The sequence below is a fragment of the Brevibacterium sp. SIMBA_078 genome, assembly GCF_046534565.1.
In the GTDB taxonomy this organism is placed as follows: domain Bacteria; phylum Actinomycetota; class Actinomycetes; order Actinomycetales; family Brevibacteriaceae; genus Brevibacterium.
In genome coordinates, this window is record NZ_JAWRYQ010000202.1 from 1 (window position 1) to 273 (window position 273).

Annotated in this window: 1 protein-coding gene; it reads left to right on the forward strand. The window is 44.0% G+C overall.

All coding sequences use genetic code 11. The annotated features are described in order from the left end of the window. A partial coding sequence (gene trhA / locus SB749_RS19435; RefSeq protein ID WP_410711749.1) for a PAQR family membrane homeostasis protein TrhA occupies window positions 1–273 on the forward strand: 273 nt, incomplete at both ends.

Sequence of the window (273 nt, forward strand, 5' to 3'; positions counted from 1 at the left end):
GTGCCAGCCTTATTCTGCTTTATACCGCCTCAACGTTATATCATGCGTTTCCCTGGCCAAGAATAAAAGCGGTCTTCCAACAGCTTGATCATGCTGCTATCTATATTCTAATTGCCGGTACCTATACTCCATTTGCTTTAATTAACTTAAGAGACGCATGGGGCTGGACGCTGTTGAGTGTAGCCTGGGGCATTGCTCTTTTGGGTGTATTTCTTGAATTGGGTGTGAAAAAACGAATTAAGTGGCTATCGCTTAGCTTATACCTGGGAATGG